This is a genomic window from Lujinxingia litoralis, from assembly GCF_003260125.1.
GTDB classification, from domain to species: Bacteria; Myxococcota_A; Bradymonadia; order Bradymonadales; family Bradymonadaceae; genus Lujinxingia; species Lujinxingia litoralis.
On record NZ_QHKO01000004.1, the window covers coordinates 117456 to 135283 of the forward strand.

The 17828-nt window shown below is 65.4% G+C and carries 9 protein-coding genes; 5 read left to right on the top strand and 4 right to left on the bottom strand.

What is annotated here, in order from left to right:
• The first annotated feature begins 71 nt into the window (after positions 1 to 71).
• Complete coding sequence (locus DL240_RS10085) at positions 72 to 2687, top strand: M16 family metallopeptidase (protein WP_111729769.1); 2616 nt, start codon at positions 72 to 74, stop codon at positions 2685 to 2687.
• A 124-nt stretch (positions 2688 to 2811) separates the two neighbouring features.
• Here DL240_RS10085 and hisC read toward each other — a convergent pair whose 3' ends face one another.
• Complete coding sequence (gene hisC, locus DL240_RS10090; RefSeq protein WP_158542471.1) at positions 2812 to 3990, bottom strand: histidinol-phosphate transaminase; 1179 nt, start codon at positions 3988 to 3990, stop codon at positions 2812 to 2814.
• 415 nt (positions 3991 to 4405) lie between these two features.
• On the opposite strand from hisC, the gene DL240_RS10095 reads away from it, so the two are divergent.
• From DL240_RS10095 to dnaB, 3 genes are all read left to right on the top strand, one after another.
• On the top strand, positions 4406 to 5347 hold the full coding sequence (locus tag DL240_RS10095) for a porin family protein (protein ID WP_111729771.1): 942 nt from the start codon (positions 4406 to 4408) through the stop codon (positions 5345 to 5347).
• Positions 5348 to 5717: 370 nt separating this feature from the next.
• Complete coding sequence (locus tag DL240_RS10100; protein WP_111729772.1) at positions 5718 to 6713, top strand: DUF4388 domain-containing protein; 996 nt, start codon at positions 5718 to 5720, stop codon at positions 6711 to 6713.
• Positions 6710 to 8086, top strand: a complete 1377-nt coding sequence (gene dnaB, locus DL240_RS10105; RefSeq protein ID WP_111729773.1) for a replicative DNA helicase — start codon at positions 6710 to 6712, stop codon at positions 8084 to 8086. The genes DL240_RS10100 and dnaB overlap by 4 nt, the downstream gene beginning before the upstream one ends.
• A 149-nt stretch (positions 8087 to 8235) precedes the next feature.
• Here the strand turns inward: dnaB and DL240_RS10110 are convergent, their stop codons facing one another.
• Complete coding sequence (locus tag DL240_RS10110; protein ID WP_111730056.1) at positions 8236 to 10584, bottom strand: peptidoglycan recognition protein family protein; 2349 nt, start codon at positions 10582 to 10584, stop codon at positions 8236 to 8238.
• A gap of 1010 nt (positions 10585 to 11594) precedes the next feature.
• On the opposite strand from DL240_RS10110, the gene DL240_RS10115 reads away from it, so the two are divergent.
• On the top strand, positions 11595 to 13595 hold the full coding sequence (locus DL240_RS10115) for a hypothetical protein (RefSeq protein ID WP_111729774.1): 2001 nt from the start codon (positions 11595 to 11597) through the stop codon (positions 13593 to 13595).
• A gap of 51 nt (positions 13596 to 13646) precedes the next feature.
• On the opposite strand, the gene metH is transcribed toward DL240_RS10115, so the two are convergent.
• Positions 13647 to 17327, bottom strand: a complete 3681-nt coding sequence (gene metH / locus DL240_RS10120; protein WP_111729775.1) for a methionine synthase — start codon at positions 17325 to 17327, stop codon at positions 13647 to 13649.
• A 155-nt stretch (positions 17328 to 17482) separates the two neighbouring features.
• Positions 17483 to 17758, bottom strand: a complete 276-nt coding sequence (locus tag DL240_RS10125; protein ID WP_158542472.1) for a NifU family protein — start codon at positions 17756 to 17758, stop codon at positions 17483 to 17485.
• Positions 17759 to 17828 lie beyond the last annotated feature (70 nt).

Sequence of the window (17828 nt, forward strand, 5' to 3'; positions counted from 1 at the left end):
GGCTCGGTGGTTAGAACTGGGCACCTCTGACTCCACTTCTTATTGCTGCGTCCTTATTTCAGGAGAACCCGGTGGAATTTACCCGATATACCCTCGACAACGGCCTGACCGTCATCCTCCAGCCCACCACGACCGCGCCGGTGGTCGCCTGCAACGTGTGGGTGGGCGTGGGCAGCGCCGATGAGGAGCCCTTTGAAGCGGGCCTGGCTCACGTCCACGAGCATATGCTCTTTAAGGGCACCGAGCGCCGGGGCGTCGGCGAGCTGGCCCGCGAGATCGAGTCGGCCGGTGGTCATATCAATGCGTTCACCTCCTTTGATCAGACCTGCTACTACGTGGTCATGAGCAGCCGCTTCTTTGAGACCGGCCTGGACATCCTCTCCGACGCCATCCGCCACTCCTCCTTCGACGCCGAGGAGCTGACCCGGGAGCTGGAGGTGATCCAGGAGGAGATCAAGCGTGGCGAGGACAACCCCTCGCGCATGGCCACCCAGCAGCTCTTTGAGACGGCGTACCGCACCCATCCCTACCGCCTGCCGGTCATCGGCACCTCGGAGTCGGTCGACTCCTTCGACCGCCCGGCGGTGCACGCCTTCTTCAAAAAGCACTACGTCCCCTCGAACATGGCCGTGATCCTGGCCGGCGACTTCGAGCTCGACGAGGCCCGGACGCTGGTCGAGCGCTACTTTGGCGACTTTGCAGGCGCGGACTACCAGGCGGTGCAACGCCCGGCCGAGCCGCCCCAGACCCGGGTACGCGCCAGCGTGAGCCAGCGCGACATTCAGCAAAACCACCTGCGCCTGGCCTTTCATATCCCCGACGCCTGCCACGAGGACATGCCGGCGCTCGACGTCCTGAGCATCATCCTGGGCTACGGCGACGCCGCGCATCTCCACCGCGTGATCGAACGCGAGGAAGAGCTGGTCAACGCCATCTACGCCAGCGCCTACAGCCCGCGCGAGGCCGGTCTCTTCTTCATCGGAGCCGACTTCCAGCGCGATCCCCAGCGCCCGGAGACCGCCCCCGATCATGTCCTGCGCCGGGTGCTTGAAGAGACCTACCGCTTCGCCGAGATCGCCCCCAACCACCTCGACGTGGAGCGCGCCCGGACCCTGCTGGAGAGCCAGGCCGTCTACGGCAAGCAGACCATTGAGGGGCTGGCCATGAAGATCGGCCACTACCAGATGGTCGCCGGCGACCCGGCCTTTGAGCAGACCTACTACCGCCAGCTTCGCCAGGTATCACCGGCCGACGTGCAGCGTGTGGCCCGCGCCTACCTGCGTCTGGACAACACCTCCATCGCCCTGCTCTCGCCAGCCGGCGAGGAGGCGCCCGGCGAAGAAGAGCTGATCGCCCAGGCGCAGCGCGCCTTTGAGCAGGTGCAGGTCGAGGCGGTGGATGCCGGCGTAAGCACGGCCCCCGAAGACGACTTCGTACGCGTGGAGATCCCCGACGGCCCCACCCTGATCGTGCAGGTCGATCGCAGCGTGGAGACCTTCTCCATGCGCGCGCTCACCCTGGGCGGACTGCGCTACGAAACGCCCCAGACGGTGGGCCTCAACCAGATTTTGGCCGAGCTGATGACCGAAGGCACCGAGCAGCGCTCCTCGCTGGCGCTGGCCCGGGAGGTCGAGTCGATGGCGGCCTCCATCGGCGGCATCGCCGGGCGCAACTCCTTTGGGCTGGGGATGACCGGGCTTACCCGCTTCTTCGATCAGTGCTTCGACGTCTTTGCCGACGTGCTCACCGGCGCCACACTGCCCGAGGAAGAGTTTGAGCGGGTGCGCAAGCTCCAGCTCCAGAAGCTGCGCGCTCGCCACGATCAACCCGGCGCGGTCAACTACGAGCTCTTCGCCCGCACCTTCTTTGGCGAGCATCCCTACGCCTACCCGATCCTGGGCACCGAAGAGAGCCTCCAGGCGCTGACCCCGCAGATGCTTCGCGACTACCTGGCCCAGCGACGCAACCCGGCCGAGATGGTGCTCTCGGTGGTGGGCGACGTCGATGTCGAAGCCACCATCGCCCAGGTCGAGCGCTACTTCGTGCGTCCGCGCGCCGCGTCGATGGCCATGCCGGCGATCGCCCCGGCCCCCACCTTCAGCGAATCTCTGCTCGTCACCCAGGCCCTGGACAAAGAGCAGGCCCATATCACCGCCGGCTTCGCCGCGCCCCTGCTGGGCAGCGCCGAGGCCGACGCCCTGGAGCTGATCGACGCGGTGCTCTCCGGCCAGGGCGGCCGCCTCTTCTACGAGCTGCGCGACCGCCAGAGCCTGGCCTACTCGGTCTACGCCAGCGCGATCGTGGGCCTGGACGCCAGCGCCTTTACCGTACGCATCGGCACCAGCCCCGAGAAGATCGCCCAGGCCGTCGGCGGCATCCGCCAGCAGATCGAACGCCTGCACAGCGAGCCGCCCACCGCCGACGAGATCGCCCGCGCCAAACGCTACCTCATCGGCAACCACGACATCGGCCTGCAGCGCAACAACGCCCGGGCCATGACCTTTGGCCTCGATGAGCTCTACCGCCTCGGGTACCAGCGCTCACTGGGCTACGGCGATCGCATCAGCGCGCTCAGCGCCAGGGATCTCCAACAGGTGATCGACACCTACCTCAACCCCGACACCATGGTCGTGGCCATCACCCACCCCTCGCAGACGCCGGTGAGCCCCGACCTGCTCAAGCGCTGATCCTCCGGCGCGGCCGCCTCGCCAGCCGGGCGGCCGCGCCGACGCGCCATACCAGAAGCCTGCGGGCATAAAAAAAGCGCGGCCGCTTCATGCGGGCCGCGCTTTTTTTAAACCTTCAAACAGCTTAGAACACGTCGCTGATGCGCTCCAGCAGGCGTCCGGTCTGCTCCACAGTCCCCACCGACATGCGCAGGCAGCCTTCCAGGCCCGGGTAGCTGGAGCGATCACGCACGTAGACCCCGCGTGACTCCAGCTCGTCGAGGGTTTTGACGATATCGTCGACCCGTACCACCACGAAGTTAGCCGACGTGATGTAAGCCTCGACCCCGCGCTCCTCAAAGAAGCGCCCGAGCATCTCTTTGGACTCGCGCACCTGCGCCAGGAAGCGGTTGAGGTAGTCGAGGTCTCCCAGCGCCGCGATCGCCCCGATCTGCCCCAGCGAGTTCACGCTCTTGGGGTTGTAGATTCGGCGCAAGCCATCGACCAGCTCCGGCGACGCCGCCAGATAACCCACCCGCAGCCCGGCCAGACCAAAAGCTTTGGAGAAGGTGCGCGTCACAATCAGGTTGTCGAACTGACGCACCAGCTCCACACCGGTGACCTGACTGAACTCAAAATAGGCTTCATCGAGCACCACCAGCGTTTCGGGGAAATCCCGGCAGAACGCGGCCACCACTTCCGGGTCAAACACCATCCCGGTGGGGTTGTTGGGGCTGACCAGATAAAGCAAACGGGTGCGGCGAGTCATCTGCGCCCGGATGCCTTCGAGGTTGGTGTCAAAGGCCGTTTCCCCGCGCACGGTAATCACATTGGCGCCGCGACTCTGCGCGAACACCATAAAGTGATTGTAGGTCGGCACCGGAATGACCACATCGTCGCCCCGATCCAGGTAGGTCGAGCAGATCAGGTGCAGCGCGTCGTCGCTTCCGTTGGTCACCAGCAACGAATCGGTACTCACGCCGGTGTAGCCCGAGAGCGCATCAAGCAGCTCCACGCTCCCCAGACGCGGGTACCAGTTCAGTCCCCGACCATGGGTCAGGTACTGAGCGATGGCCGCGGTGACCCGGGGGCTCGGCTCAATGGTCGACTCGTTCCAGTCGAGCTTAAATACCGTGCGATGGTCCGGTTGCGCCTCAATCGCCGCCTGGCTGCTGACCGCCTCATAAGGGGTCAGTGCCTGAATGGTGGGAGCGACATCAATACGGGACGCAGGCTGCACCACTGCTCTCAACCGCTGCGCCTCGCCATCACTCGTGTTGTCCGCTACGTCCACCATGCGCAAGTCCAAATGGGCATTCGACATACGTTCCTCAACCATCGCTGGTAACTTCTCATTCAACCAGCAACCAGGCAGGCCAGCAGGGCCCGCTTGAAACTGCGGTGGTATGGCACATCACTTAATCACCGTCAAGAAGGTGACTTTCGCCGCCTACAAAAGATTCATCGCCATTGTGAACGCGATGAGCCATGTGCCAAGAAAACCTTTCTGACCGACGGGCCGATTTGCGTCCGTCGGGGCCGTCCCCCTACACTCACCCCGGGCACAACGCAAGCAAGGCGTCCGAAATAATCGTCTTCAAGAGGCGCGAGGATCTGCCAAAACAGGCCTAAATCAAGCCCTTGAATAAAGGGCATCCCCTCCCCGTCTCTCCCCACGAAGCCTGCTCAGGGCTCTCCTGACTCAGCTCCTCTCGAAACACCCCCTTCCGGAGCCACTTATGAACGCCCCAACCTCCCGTCTGATGACCTTCGCCGCAGCCCTGCTCTTCTCGCTGCCGGTAGCGCACCTGACTCATGTCGGACTTGCCGAAGCCGGTCCCGGCGGGATTCTGAGAGAGTCCAGGGATGAGAGTCGCTCGCGCGGCCACAAAATGGAACGCCGCGAGCGTCGCGGGCGCCGCTCCTCCAACGACGAACGCCGCTCCTCGCGCGACGAACGCCGCACCACCCGCACCACCCGCTCCTCGCGACCGCGTCGCACGGATGCACGCCCGGTCGGACCGCCGCGAGTAGTCAACAGCGCTCCGCGCGGCCGGCGAACGACGCGAGCCACCCGCTCGCGCTCCCGCACGCACCATCAGCACGTGCACACGCACACCACCACCCATGTGCATCACACCAGCCAGACCCATCACTACACCAACGAGCCCGCGCCTCCCCGCGCCGCCCCTCAGACCAATCCCCTGGACGGGTACCTGACCCTGGGGCTGGGCGCCGGTGGCTTTGATGCCCCGCGGATCCTCAACAGCGCCCTGCCCGGCAGCGAATTCAACCTGGGCCTGGGCGTACGCGGCGATCTCCTGGGCTTCGAGCTGGGCTTCCACGGCGGCGGCTACAAGTTTGACCGTCACGCCGCCGAACTCGACATCGCCGTGATGGGCTTAAGCGGCGATCTCAAGCTGCAGCCCAAGCTCGGCATCCTCGAGCCCTACGTGATGGCCGGCCTGGGCGGCTACCTCTTCCAGGACGCCCACCTTCAGGAGAGCGCCGTCGGCGGCGCCGTGCGCCTGGGCGGCGGCCTGGATCTGCGCTTCAACTCCTTCGGCGTGGGCCTGCGCTACCTGTACAACATCTACGGCTTTGGCAACGACCTCTCCTTTGCCGATGGACTGCGTGCCCGCTCGGAGTCCATCGGCCTCAACGCCACCTTCTTCTTCTGAGCCCTCTCCCCACCTCCCGCGCTCCTGCGACCCCGCGTGCCACGGCACGCGGGGTCGCTGCTTTTCGGGACGGAGAGGCGAAATATTTTGCTCCTTTATAAAGCTGAACTAACATCCCTCCTGCCTGAGGAAGGATCAGGTCGGGTCTCAAGACCTCAGTAATTGTGGTCTCCCTACCCCACCTTGGGCGTTGCGCCCCTAAACAGCCCTCTGATAGAACAGGAGCGCGGGTGCTTGATGAGGTCAGCCCCGCAGTTGACGGTCGCTTATAACGTTTCGTAACGTAGGCGCACTCGTTGACCGAGAGTTCCGGTCCCCAACTTCACGCACTCCCCGCGCCTCGATTGCTGGTGATTGAGGAGAGGTCATCTTGAATCGTTCCCAAACAGGCGGCTACGTCCTGAAGTTCATCTCTGGCAAGTACCAGGGTGGTGAATTTCCGCTCGAACTGGACTCCGAGATCGAGATCGGACGCGGCAGCGAGCTCGACATGGTCCTGGTCGAGGATATGGTCTCGCGTCGCCACGCGCGCATTACCAGTTATGGTGGTGAGCTGATGATCGAGGACTTCGGCTCCACCAATGGCACCTTTGTCAATGGTGAGAAAGTCGCGAAGTCCCGCATCAAAGAGGGTGATCGCATCCTCATCGGCACCAACATCATCAAACTGGTCCATCGCGACAGCGGCACCGACGATACCGGTCCTGAGTTGCACTCGCCGGTGGCCGGCGACGATCATCACTCCCCGACCGTGCCCCCGGTCCAGCCCAACCGCACCATGGCCAGTCCGGCGGTCAACCGCACCATGGGAGGCTCCCTCACCGGCTCGATCTCCGGGCTTATCGAAGAAGTCCCCCTTCCCGACCTGCTCCAGCTCTTCAGCACCAGCCGCAAATCCGGCGTGCTGGTGATCATGGGCCAGGACATCGGCAAGATCTACCTGCGCCAGGGCCGCGTCTACTTCGCGACCATCAACGACGATCACGACCTCGATCCCTACAAAGCCTTCTACCGCCTGATCGCCTGGCGCGAGGGCACCTTCTCGTTGGAACAACCCACCGACGAGAGCTTCGAAAACGAAGTCGATGAGTCGATCGAATCGCTGATGATGGAGGGGATGCGCATCCTCGACGAGATCCAGAACCTGGGTCCCGACGTCCCCGACATTCACGCCGGCCTCTCCATCCCCACCCCGCTTATTGCTCCCCTGCGTGAGCTGAGCCCCGAGCAGCTCGACACCTTCCAACTGGTGCTCAATAACCGCTCGGTCTCCATGGTGCTCAACAAGAGCGCGCACGGCGATCTCGAAACGATGCAGGGACTCCTGCACCTGATCCGTAACGATTATGTGAGCGCCGACAGATGAGCCAGGGCCCCTTAAGGGTGCCTCCCCACAACGAGGACGCTGAGCGTAGCGTGCTCGGCGCGATTCTGCTCGATAACCGCGTCCTCGATGAGCTCTCCGGCACCCTCAAGTCGGAGGACTTCTATCGGGAGTCGCACCGCCACATCTTCCGCGCGATGGCCGCGCTCCACCAGCGATCTGAGCCCATTGATGTGCTCACCCTCGCCGACTTCTTAAGCGCCGAGGATAACCTGGAGCCCGCCGGGGGCGCGACCTACCTGACGCGCCTCTCCGGCGAGGTCCCCTCGGCGGCCAACGTCGGCCAGTACTCGGCGATCGTGCGGCGCAAGTCTGCCCTGCGTCAGTTCATCTCCACGGCCGATGAACTCGTCGGCGACTGCTACAACGACGTCAACGACGTTGAAGCCTTCATGGATGATGCCGAGCAGCGCCTCTTCTCCATCACCCAGTCCGGTCAGAAGCGCGGCTACACCTCCATGCGCGAGGTGGTCAAAAGCGCGTTCTCCCAGATCGAGGCCCTCTACCAGAAAAGCGAGACCATCACCGGGGTGCCCAGCGGCTTTATCGACCTCGATGAGATCACCGCCGGCTGGCAGCCCTCCGACCTGATCATCGTGGCCGCTCGTCCGGCCATGGGTAAGACCAGTTTCACGCTCAACATGACCGCCCATGCCTCGATCATGCGCAAGGTCCCCACGGTCTTCTTCAGCCTGGAGATGAGCAACGAGCAGCTCGCCATTCGTATGCTCTGTAGTGAGGCGCGCATCAACCAGTCCAACCTGCGCCGCGGCTCCATGACCGAGCAGGAGTGGGCCCGACTGATCAAGGCCGCCGGGACCCTCTCCGAATCGAAGATCTTCCTCGATGACACCCCGGGCCTCTCGATCATGGAGTTCCGCTCCAAATGCCGCCGGCTCAAAGCCGAGCATGACATCGGCATGATCTTCGTCGACTACCTCCAGCTGATGTCCGGTTCCCAGCGCAGTAAGTCCGCCTCCCGCGAACAGGAGATCAGTGAGATCTCGCGTGGACTCAAGGGCGTGGCCAAAGAACTCAACGTCCCCATCATCGCCCTGGCCCAGCTCAACCGCGGCGTGGAGCAGCGCGCCGATAAACGCCCCATGATGAGCGACCTCCGTGAATCCGGCGCCATCGAGCAGGACGCCGACCTCATCGGGTTCATCTACCGCGACGAAGTCTATTACCCGGAGTCCGAAGCCAAGGGGCTGGCGGAGTTTATCATCGGCAAGCACCGTAACGGCTCGATCGGCACCGTGCACATGCGCTTCTTCGGGCCCTACACCCGCTTTGAAAACCTGGCGCCGGAAGACGCCGCGCGGGTGGCCTCGATCGCCGCGGCCAACGCCGAATAGTCCCATATAGCGCCGCGACCGTGCTCGCTTAAGTCCACAAAAAAGCGCTCCCTCGTACACGAGGGAGCGCTTTTTTGTGGTGTTTTTCAACCTCTTACCCCCGAGGCCGGCCAACGTTCACCGGCCTGCGGCGCACCGAGACGTTCCGCTCAGACCAGGTGCCGCCGACGCCGGGCAAACACCCAGCCAACGAGCGCGACCAGCGCGGCCAGCGGCGCCTCTCCACCGGACCGTCCCGTGGTCGCACACCCGGAGGCCGTGCGCACATTGCGCCCATCACCATCGTTGGCTCCCAGCCCCGGCGTCTGCTCGTCCGGCGTACCATCCTCGCCAGCCTCCCCCTCTCCTCCCGACACGATCACCACCGGCGCCACATCCACCACCGGCGCATAGGCCGTGGACGTCGTCCCGCTGGCGCGATCCTGCACGTAGATGTGGTCCACATCGTACCAGCCGCTCTCTCCGTCCACGGGAGACTCCCCATGGAGCAGCTCCACGCGCAGTCCGCGGACCTCCCCGGACCACTGCGGATGCCCGCTCAGATCGACCACCAGATCGTGGTACTCCCCATCACCGGGCGCCTCAAAGAGCACCTGACGCGCCGCCGCGTAGGACTCGCCATCGCGGATCCACCCCAACGCCTTGAGATGCGCCCCGTCGTGAGAGCGGGCGCGAATGACCACCTCCCCGAAGCGATCGGCATCGATCGTCGTCCAGCCTGGCGAGGTAATGGACGCCCCTTCCCCGGTCAGATGCTGCGCCAGCAGGCCGTGGGAGGTATTGAGTTGAAAGCTATCAAACGCCTCGATCCCGGAGGCCGACCACCCCTCGACATCTTCGCCCTGGGGGCCTTCGAAGAACCAGGCATCATGATCAAAGAGATCGAGCCCCTCGGCGGCCTCCAGGATGCCCGCGGTGCGATTCAGGGTGGGAGCCGCCCCAAAGGAGCTCTGGGCGTACACGTCTTCGATCTCGCTCACCCAGGCCCGCACGCCGCCAAAGGGCACCAGTCCAAAGCTGTAGTCGCTGACCTCAAACTCCACGACCACCCGCTTGGACTCCCCGCTGGAGAACGCGTTCATGATCAGCTCTCCGGAAGTCCCCATCTGATCGCGGGCCGGGTTGCCCGCGGCGTCGGTGGCATCGTTGACCGACCAGCTGCTCTGATCGCCGGCGGGATGATCGCTCTCGATGACGTAACTCACCGGCGTCAGCCCCTGCTCATCAAAGGCGTACCCCAGGCGCACCCCGCGCAAGACCCGGTCGGCATCGTTACTCAGCAGGATCTCGGCCGAGACGCGGTCACCGGGCAGCGCGTCGTCGACGCCGGCGCTGGAGCCCTGCGCCACAAAATTATCGCCCCCCTGCATCTTCGCGCTCAGCGCGACCTTCAGGTTGTCGGGAGCCGGCGGGTCGATCAGATCCAGCGTCATCTGCAGCAGGGTGTCGAGTCGATTCATCATGTTGTCGCCCGGGCAGCTCGTGCTCTGGCCGGGCCACTCGCGATGCCCCTTAACGGCGGTGCGGTTCAAGGGCACCCCGTGCGTCTCGTGCACCCAGCGCAAGATGCTCGCGCCGGCCTGAAGCTGGGTCTGCGAGGGGATCTGGGTGGTGAAATCCGCGATGTAGCTGATGCCCACGTTACCGGAGTTCTGATACCCCACATGGGCCCCGGGGCGATCGGAGCGCGAGCGCCCCTGGTAGATGTTGCCCGCCTGGCTGATGACAAAGTGGTAGCCGATGTCGCACCACCCCTGGGTGTTGATGTGATAGCTCTGCATCTGGCGCATGCGCGCGCCAGCGTCGCCGCCATCGTTGGCGGGCAAATAGGTGTGGTGAATGCTCGCGCGATAGGGCGCCACCACGTCGCCGCAGATCTTATCAGGGTTAATCGCGCCCCACTCTGAGCGGGGAATCACCAGGCTGCGCGGGGCCACCGCCTGACGGGTGGTCCCGATCTCACCGGGAGCGTCCGGGCGCTCGGCCCGCTGAATCTCGTCGGGCGCCACGACCTCCTCAAAAAACTCAACCTCGGCAAAGCTGATGCCTTCAAAGCCGCGCAGCTCAATGACGTGGACCGCCTCCGCCAGACGTACCCGGGCGTTGAACATCCGCCCCTCGTTCCAGTAGACCTCCACCGGCTCCCAGGCCGAGGTGCTGCCGTCGGCCCGCTCCACGCGGTACTCCATGCCGGCCAGCTCGTCGGCATCCACCATCCAGCCCACCTGGCGAAACGCGTCCGGATACTCCAGGCGAGCCCGGTTGCGATCCTGGTCAAAGACGCGAGCGATGGCCTCGGGGGTGGAGAACACGATCGAGCTGTGATTGCTGTGATCCTCCTCCAGCCCCTCCACCTCCCCACCGACGCCACCTTCGAGCGCCTGAGCCTCCTGAAACTCGCCGCCCGGGGCTGACTCGGGCTCCGGGGCGCAGGCCCCGGCTCCCAGCATCGCCACCATCGCTCCCATCATCCAACCTGCCGCCACGCGCTTCATCATCTGCCTCACCAGTCAAAGGCTGTGCCCGTTTGCCATTCCCGCCATCAGGCCTCGAAGTATGGCCTCGCCACCACGATCACGCCAGCTTTATCCCGGAGCGCCGGTAGCGAACTCGGCGGTGCAGCTCTTCAAGATTTACGCCACGCCTCTTGCCCGCGCCCCGGAGCCTTGCCAGGGGCGCTGCAGGTCCCCAGCTCCCCAAAAACCCGACGCCTGGGAGACCTCGACACCCCCGACTCAGACCCTCCCGGGACATTCTGGCGCCCTCGACACCCCCCGACTAAGGCCCTCCCGGGACATTCTGGCGCCCTCGACACCCCCGACTCAGACCCTCCCGGGATAGTTTGGCGCCCTCGACACCCCCGACTCAGACCCTCCCGGGATAGTTTGGCGCCTTCGACACCCCCGACTCAGACCCTCCCGGGATAGTTTGGCGCCTTCGCCCCCCCCGACTCAGACCCTCCCGGGACATTTTGGCACCCTCGACACCCCCGACTCAGACCCTCCCGGGACATTCTGGCGCCCTCGACACCCCCGACTCAGGCCCTCCCGGGACATTCTGGCGCCCTCGACACCCCCTGCCGATACCCACCTGGGACAATCTGGCACAGTCGATACCCTCTACCGATGCCCACCTGCGCCAATCTGGCACAGTCGATCCCCCCTGCCGATGCCCACCTGCGCCAATCTGGCACAATCGATACCCCCTGCCGATGCCCACCTGGGACAATCTGGCACAGTCGATACCCCCTGCCGATGCCCACCCGGGATATTTTGGCACCCTCGACACCACTTTTTCCGAGGTTGGGGGTCTCGGGCCTTATGGAAATGTCTTCGGGCGGGCCCTTGCTCCAGCGCGGGGCCTGCCTGAGGCCTGTGGACCCAAGCTCTGCGCCAGAGTGGCACAGCCGTCCTGGCCCGCAGCAGCGTTGATTCGCCTCATTAAACTCGCTATCACGCATCGGCAGTACGCTTCCTCTTCTCCGTACGACGGCTACCCCGGAGCCCCCATGCCCCTTTCTTCCCTGCGTCTTGTCGCATTCCTCGCGCTTCTGGGCGCGCTCTCCACCACCTCGCTGGCCTGCTCCGACCCTGCCGAGCCGGCCGAAACGACCCAGCGCTCGCTGACGATCACCTCTCCGGCGCCCGCCGAGATCGTGTCGAAGAGCCGCGTGCGTGTCACCGGCACCGCCGAAAACATCGATCAGGTGGAGGTCAACGGCACCAGCGCCGACGTGACCGACGGGCAGTGGGAGGCGCTGGTCTCCTTTGCCGAGGGCGAAGTCACAGCCACGGTCACCGGCGGCGGCGAACAGAGCTCGGTGGACTTTATCGTCGACTCGCTCCCCCCCGAGCTCTCCCTGACCAGCCCCGAGCGCGCCACCGTGCTGGATGCCGAGGTGACCACCTCGGTCAGCGTCACCGGCTCCGCCGCCGACCCGGGCACCGGGCTCTTTCTGGTCAAGATCGGCGAACAGATCATCGACGTCGAGGACGACGGGAGCTTTACCTATGAGCTGAGCCTGACGCCCGGGTTGAATCACGTGGCGGTGACCGCGATCGACCGCGCGGGCAACGAAACCACCACCCGGCGCGGCGTCCATTTCGGCCCTCTGGTCTCCCCGGCCGAGCGCATCGATGACGCGCTGCGCGCCGAGATCACCCGCGAGGGCTTTGAGCGCATCAGCGAGGTGATCGAAGCCTTCGTCACCCCGGAGCGCATCATGGCCTTTGTTGCCAATGCCGAGCTCCCCCAGAACCTGGAGATCCACGATATCACCTTTGAGAGCATCGACCTGGCGCTCTCCCCGCAGGAGGGCTTCATCGCCATCGACCTGACCCTCAACGGGCTCGCGCTGGAGGGGAGCTTCGCGATCGACGGCAACGACCCCATCGAGGGCTACATCAACATCGCCACCGTCGGTGTCTACCTCGAAGTGGAGCTGGAGCCGCGGGAGGATAACTCCCTGGAGCTGCGCATCCGCGACTCCGAGCTGACCCTGGACAACGAGGACATCACCAGCAACCTCTTCGGAGACAGCGACACGCTGCGCAACCTGGTGGGCAACATCCTCCAGGTGACCTTCACCGAGTTCATTGGCGACCTGATCGTCGATCAGCTCTACGATCCGGGCATCCTGACCCAGCGCTTTGAGTTTCTGGGGCGGGCCGTGGAGTTGACCCTGGGCATCCAGCAACTGCTGGTCACGCCGCAGGGCATGACCCTGGAGCTCACGATGATCTTCCCCGAGCTCGCCCACCCGGATGTGGTCGATGTGGCCGGCGCGCTGCAGCGCGCGCTGGGAGAGACCGGCGGGGCCAGCGTGAGCAGCCCGGTGCGCATGCACACCAACCGCAGCGCGCTCGATCGTGCGCTGCACGGCGTCTGGCGCAGCGGGCTCTTCCACCAGGTCATCGGCGGCGACTCGCTGGATGCCGTCGCCCTGCCCTTTGAGCTGACCGTCGACGGGTTGGCCGGCCTGCTCGACCAGCGCATCCGCGACCTGGCCGAACCGGGCACCCCGGTGGGCCTGGGACTGCGCCCGCTCCTGCCGCCGGTGGCCGGCCTCTCCCCGGCCACCGAGGCCAACAACACGGCCATTAACGTGGGCATGGGAGACTTTTTGATCGACATCTACCTCCTCCACGCCGATCGCGAGCGGGAGCTCGTGCTCACCGTCGCCCTCTTTCTCGACGTGAACGTGGCCCTCGACGTCGACACCGAAGAGCTGCGTTTTGACCTCGATGTGCAGGCCGAGGGCGACCTGGCCGACTCCCCGGTGCTGGACCTGGAGCCCAAGCGCGTGGTCAACCTGATCACCGACCTCATTGAGCTCGTCCCCACCCTGGCGGCCAATAACCTCAGCGTCGGTGGCGCCGCCGAGCTGGAGTGGGCCCGCATCGGTGACCCGCAGCTGGAGGTGCATGGGGAGCGCGATGATCGCCTCAGCGTCGGCCTGAACTTAGAGGCCGCCGAGACCCTCGACGTCCCGGTCGACGCCGGGGAGTGATCCCCCTCCCGCAGCGCGCCCCTCTGCCCTACGGGGCGCGCTGCGCCGGGGTCAGTAACCGAGGTTGGGCGCCAGCCAGCGCTCGACCTCGGCGACGCTCATCCCCTTGCGACGGGCGTAATCCTGGATCTGGTCTTTGCCCACATCGCCCACCCTTAAGTAGCGGGCCGACGGGTGCGCAAAGTACCAGCCGGAGACCGCCGCGGTGGGCCACATCGCAAAGCTCTCGGTGAGCTGGAGCCCGATGCGCCGCTCCACATCCAGCAGCTCCCAGAGTTTGGCCTTCTCGGTGTGGTCCGGACAGGCCGGATACCCCGGCGCCGGACGAATCCCTCGATACTGCTCGGCGATGAGCGCCTCGTTGCTCAGCGCCTCCCCCTGCCCGTAGCCCCAGGCCTCCCGCGCCTGACGGTGCAGGTACTCGGCAAAGGCCTCGGCCAGCCGGTCAGCCAGAACCTTGACCATGATCGCGCGATAGTCGTCATGGTCGCGCTGGTAGCGCGCCACCAGCTCCTCGATCCCGTGACCGGCGCAGACGGCAAAGGCCCCCAGATAGTCGGGCAACCCGCTCTCCACCGGGGCGATGTAGTCGGCCAGGCAGCGGTTGGCCTGCTCCTTACCCGGGCGCTCACGCTGCTGGCGCAACATGCACAGACGCTCCCGCACCCGGGTGCGCGCCTCGTCTTCAAAGAGCAAAATATCGTCGCCCTCGGCCCCCGCCGGAAAGAAGCCCCAGGCGGCGCTGGCCCGCAGCGAACGATCGGCGATGATCTCATCGAGCATCCGCCGCCCCTGATCAAAGGTCTCCCGGGCGATCTCCCGGTAGCGCTCATCGTCGAGCACCTGCGGGTAGGCGCCCCGGATCTCCCAGGCCACAAAGAAGGGCGTCCAGTCGATGTAGGGCACCAGCGCCTCCAGCGAGAGGTCATCGATCTGACGCACGCCCAGAAAGCTCGGCTCGGCGATGTCTGCGGCTTCAAACGCAATCGGGATGCGCCGGGCCCGGGCCTCGGCCAGCGGGAGCATCGGGCGTTGGCCCCGCTGCTGGTAGATCTCGCGGTCGCGGACCTGCTGCGCGCGGACCTCGGCCACGTAGCTCTCGCGCTCCTCGCCAAGCAACCCGCCCACCGCCGCGCCCACCCGGGAGGCGTCGACCACGTGCACCACCTCACCACTGTACTCCGGGGCGATTTTAATCGAGGTGTGGCGCCGACTGGTCGTCGCCCCGCCGATCAACAGGGGCGTGCTCATCTGGCGCCGCTCCATCTCCCGGGCCACGTGCACCATCTCGTCGAGCGAGGGCGTGATCAGCCCGCTTAAGCCCAGCATGTCAGCCTGATGCTCCACCACCGCGTCCAGAATCTGCTCGGCGGGCACCATCACCCCCAGATCGATCACCTCGTAGTTGTTGCAGCCCAGCACCACCCCCACGATGTTTTTGCCGATATCGTGCACATCGCCCTTCACCGTGGCCATCACGATGGTGCCCCGGCCCTGGGCCTGGCCCTCCTCTTTTTCGGCCTCCATCTGCGGGAGCAAATAGGCCACGGCTTTCTTCATCGCCCGCGCGCTCTTGACCACCTGGGGCAAGAACATCTTGCCCTCCCCAAAGAGGTCGCCGACCACCCCCATCCCGGCCATCAGCGGCCCCTCGATGATATCGAGCGCCCGCGGGTAGTGCTGGAGGGCCTCGGCCACATCCTCTTCCACGTAGTCGACGATGCCCTTGATCAGCGCGTGCTTGAGGCGCTCCTCCACGCTCCCCTCGCGCCACTGCGCCTCGGCCACCTGGCGCCGGGGGTCGGCGCTGTAGTTCTCGGCAAAGTCCACCAGGCGCTCGGTGGCATCGGGACGCCGGTTGAGCAACATGTCTTCGACCAGCTCCAGCAGCTCCGGGTCGATCTCGTCGTAGACCTCGATCTGCGCGGCGTTGACGATGCCCATGTCCAGCCCGGCGGCGATGGCGTGGTAGAGAAAGGCCGCGTTGATCGCCTCGCGAACCGCATTCTGACCGCGAAAGGAAAACGAGACGTTGCTCACCCCGCCGACGGTCTTGACCCCCTCGAGCTCAGCCTTAACCGCGCGCACCCCCTCGATGAACCCCACCGCGTAGTCATCATGCTCGGCCATCCCCGTGCCCACCGTGAGCACGTTGGCGTCGAAGATGATGTCGCGCCCCTCAAAGCCCACCTCGCGCAGGATCGCGTAGGCCCGGTGGGCAATGCGCCGGCGGTGCGCCAGCGTCACCGCCTGGCCCTCCTCATCAAAGAGCATCACGACCACCGCCGCCCCAAAGCGCCGGATCGTCTCGGCCTGGCGACGGAAGACCTCCTCGCCCTCTTTGAGGCTGATGGAGTTGACGATGGCCTTGCCCTGCACGCATTTGAGCCCGGCCTCAATCACCTCAAAGCGCGAGGAGTCGATCATGATCGGCAGCCGGCTGATCTCGGGCTCGGTCGCCACCAGATTCAAAAAGTCGGTCATCACCTGCACCGAGTCGAGCATCCCGTCATCGACGTTCACATCCAGGATGTTCGCGCCCCCCTCCACCTGATGGCGAGCCACCGAGAGCGCCTCTTCATAGTCCTGAGCCCTAATCAGCCGCGCGAATTTGCGCGAGCCGGTCACGTTGGTGCGCTCGCCAACCATGGTGAAGTTCGCATCCGGCCGCAGCACGCAGGGCTCCAGCCCCGAGAATCGCGTCAGGGGGCTGACCGCCACCGGCACCCGCGCCGGGTAGGGGGCGACCTTCTCGGCGATAGCCCGGATATGCTCCGGGGTCGTCCCGCAGCAGCCCCCCACCACGTTGAGCCAGCCCTGCTGAGCAAACTCCTCAATGATCGCCGCCATCTGCGCGGCCGACTGCTCATACTCCCCGAATTCATTGGGCAGCCCGGCGTTGGGATAGGAGCTGGTGTACACCGGCGCCTGGCGCGCCAGCTCCCCCATAAAGGGGCGCATTTCCTCGGCGCCCAGCGCGCAGTTGATGCCCACGCTCAGCGGCCGGGCGTGCTCCACCGAGGTCCAGAAGGCCTCGATCGTCTGCCCGGAGAGCGTCCGCCCGCTCCGATCGGTGATCGTCACCGAGATCATCAGCGGCACCCGCTCCCCGCGCTCGGCAAAGACCTCTTCCATCGCCACGATGAAGGCCTTGAGGTTGAGCGTATCAAAGACCGTCTCGGCCAGCAGCAGGTCGACGCCCCCTTCCAAAAGGCCCTCAATCTGCTCGGCGTAGGCCTGGCGGATCGCATCAAAACTCACCGCCCGGTACATCGGCCGGTTCACATCCGGCGACATTGAGAGCGCGCGGTTGGTCGGCCCCACCGCCCCGGCCACAAAACGACGCCGCTCCCCGGGACGTGCGCTGACCTCGTCGGCCACCTGCCGCGCCAGGCGCGCGGCGGCCACGTTGAGCTCGTAGCACACGTCCTCCAGCGCGTAGTCGGCCATCGAGATGCGCTGCGCGTTAAACGTGTTGGTCTCAATGATGTCGGCCCCGGCCTCCAGATACTCCCGGTGGATCCCGGCGATGACCTCCGGACGGGTCAACACCAGCAGATCATTATTCCCCTGGAGCGGGCTCGGATGGTCGGCAAAACGCTCGCCACGGAAGTCTTCCTCGCCGAGCTTGTGGCGCTGAATCATCGTGCCCATCGCCCCGTCGAGCACCAGAATCCGCTCCCGGAGCGCTGCTTCAATCGCCTCTTTCGCCGGGGTTCGCCCCTTTTCCATCGCCCTGCTCCTTGCTCCGGGTGCCTGAGACACCCCTTGATGCCGCCTCCGGAAGCCCGCCCGGCGCGACGTTCACACCACAAAAAAGAGGCGCGGACCGCAGCGGTCGCGCGCCTCACTCCATCCCGCGTCCGGGGCCGCAGGCCCCGGGGCCCCTAATCAAAGGGGCTCTCGGTGTAGTAGGGGTTATCGCCGGAGCCGTGATCGGTCACGTCGATGATCTGCGCGATATCCTCGGCAAAGGCCTCGCGAAGCAGGCGCTCCACGCCCTGCTTCAACGTGGCCGAAGAGGCCGCACACCCCTGGCAGCCGCCCATCATCTGGATGTAAACGTTGCGGTCCAGGTAGTCCACCAGCTCGATCTTACCGCCGTGGCCGGCCACAAAAGGGTTGATTTCATCGTCGATCAACTTCTGAATCTGTCGTCGCATCATCGCGCTCCGCGCTAAAAGTCAGGTCTGGCCGCGTTCAACTCCTGGAAACGCGCGGCTTCGGGTATAG

Bases quoted from the DNA above. Each gene is read 5' to 3' on its own strand.
- hisC (WP_158542471.1), bottom strand. From the start codon at position 3,990: ATGTCGAATGCCCATTTGGACTTGCGCATGGTGGACGTAGCGGACAAC.
- DL240_RS10110 (WP_111730056.1), bottom strand. From the start codon at position 10,584: ATGATGAAGCGCGTGGCGGCAGGTTGGATGATGGGAGCGATGGTGGCG.
- DL240_RS10115 (WP_111729774.1), top strand. From the start codon at position 11,595: ATGCCCCTTTCTTCCCTGCGTCTTGTCGCATTCCTCGCGCTTCTGGGC.
- DL240_RS10095 (WP_111729771.1), top strand. From the start codon at position 4,406: ATGAACGCCCCAACCTCCCGTCTGATGACCTTCGCCGCAGCCCTGCTC.
- metH (WP_111729775.1), bottom strand. From the start codon at position 17,327: ATGGAAAAGGGGCGAACCCCGGCGAAAGAGGCGATTGAAGCAGCGCTC.
- DL240_RS10125 (WP_158542472.1), bottom strand. From the start codon at position 17,758: ATGCGACGACAGATTCAGAAGTTGATCGACGATGAAATCAACCCTTTT.
- dnaB (WP_111729773.1), top strand. From the start codon at position 6,710: ATGAGCCAGGGCCCCTTAAGGGTGCCTCCCCACAACGAGGACGCTGAG.